1 protein-coding gene and 1 pseudogene are annotated in these 1,794 nt (G+C 66.3%); both read right to left on the reverse strand.

Annotated elements, in window-relative coordinates; genetic code table 11:
* Nucleotides 1–706, reverse strand: a pseudogene (locus ACH4TV_RS48265) (hypothetical protein); the annotation flags it as partial.
* Between the two features lie 54 nt (nt 707–760).
* Entirely contained in the window at nt 761–1,228 is a 468-nt protein-coding gene (locus ACH4TV_RS48270; protein WP_398407856.1) for a hypothetical protein, read from the reverse strand.
* Nucleotides 1,229–1,794: the final 566 nt, after the last annotated feature.

Below are 1,794 nucleotides of genomic sequence, written 5' to 3' on the forward strand. Positions count from 1 at the left end.
CTTCCGCGGCCCCTGCGGCCTCCGGTCCTCCCGAATCTCGAAGTCCACTGCAACTCCCTACAGACGGGGTGTTGCAACGACCTCTTGAACCCAAGCAGGAGAGGGGCACGAGCGGCTGCCGGACCCCGGCCAGCTGCTGCGGCTGCGCACCCGCACGTCCGTGGAGCACCACCTCCTCGACGCCTTCGTCGATGCCGCCTACCGGCCACGCGCGCGCCGCCCCCTCCCGGTGGAGCGCGGACCAGGCCCGCCCCGCCCTTTGCTTCCTCGCCCGGTACATGGAGCGCGGACACGACGGCACCGCCGAACTCGCCTGGTGGAAGCTGCGGCACGCCGCTCCGGTCGCGCTGCCCCACGTGCTGGCCGGTGTGCTGCTGGGCGTCGTGGCCTGGCTGATGGAGGGCATGGTCATGGAACTGACCCAGCACTTCACCCGGGGTTCGAGGTTGAGCTGGCCCTTGAAGGTCTCGTTGACCGACTCAATGACCTGCCGCAACGGCTTGAACAGCGGAGCGCCGGGCCGTTCCGGCTCGCCCTTGCGGGCTGGACGCAGCAGCCGGATGTCCTGCTTGGCCAGTTCCGCGTCGGTGAGTTGCGGGGCGATCCCCACGGCAGGACGCCATGGCGCGAGATGAGGAGACGCCTTCAGCAGGTCGTCGGTCGTCACATAGAGCGCGGTCGCGAGGGTGTTCAACTCTGTTTTCACACACCGACGTTGGATGCCCTCGCCCCATGCGCGCAGCCGATGCCTTGGAATCGATCACGGTTCGGAGCTGGCAGAAATGCCCGGATTGATCGTATCGAAGTAGACCGTGTCCGTGCCTGGATCGAGATAGAACGCGCCGGAGTACGTCCCGCCCGTCATGTCACGGTCGAAGGAATCGCTCCGGACCCACCTTGCGCTCTTGGGTACGAACTCGGCCAGTTCCTCCGGGAGTTGGACTGGTTTCTCGGGCTGAAAGCTCCGCTGCGGTGCCCCCGTGATGGCGGCGACGGCACCTGCTCTCAACTGGGCAGTTCCCACCATACGAACATCGGTGGGGCCCGGAACGGACACCCTCGAATCGGTGCCCAGTGCGGTGCCGAGCCAGTGCGCGCCGGACAGCGGGCCGAGCTCAGCGAACCGACGCTCCAGAGGCTCCAGGTCGGTCCGGACCTTGGCGTCATCTGTGCTCTTCGCAGTCGACGTACACGCCGCCAACACCGTCACCACGCCGAGTGCGAGCATCCCCCGACGTCCAAGACCCGCCATGCCACCCCCCACAGGCCACCTCCCCGGACCTCCCACAGCCCACGCCTGATCGTAGCCGTCGACTCGCCGCTCTCATCCCTTGGAATTGATCATCTAGGTACGAGGGCTCGTATCAGCCCTACCATCAGCTGGAACAGCGGATAGCTGCGTCAGGCCACCGCCCTGCGAGCGCGACACGCACCAGACGACCGGCGGCATGGGAGAACGACATCATGAGCAGATCGAGCGACCGCCCAGGCGGCTGGATCGAAGGCTGCGCATCCCTTGTGGGAGGCTGCATAGTCGTTGCCGTCATGCTCGGACTTTTCGGCGCTTTCGTGATCTCAAAAACGGGCGACGGCATCGATGACGGGCCGTCATCAGAGCCCGCATCACGCCCTACCGCAACGACCGAGACCGTTACTCCGCCCGCCTTCCCAGAGGAAGAGGAAGAAGCGGAGACAGATGAGAGCGTTGTGGCCAACCGAACCGCAGCTCGAAGAGCTGCGGTTCTTCCATGATCGACGTGTTCTCGTCGGTGGGCCCGGGCAGCACCGGGGCGG

Origin of the sequence: Streptomyces sp. NPDC020898 (assembly GCF_044333925.1) — a bacterium.
Taxonomy (GTDB): domain Bacteria; phylum Actinomycetota; class Actinomycetes; order Streptomycetales; family Streptomycetaceae; genus Streptomyces.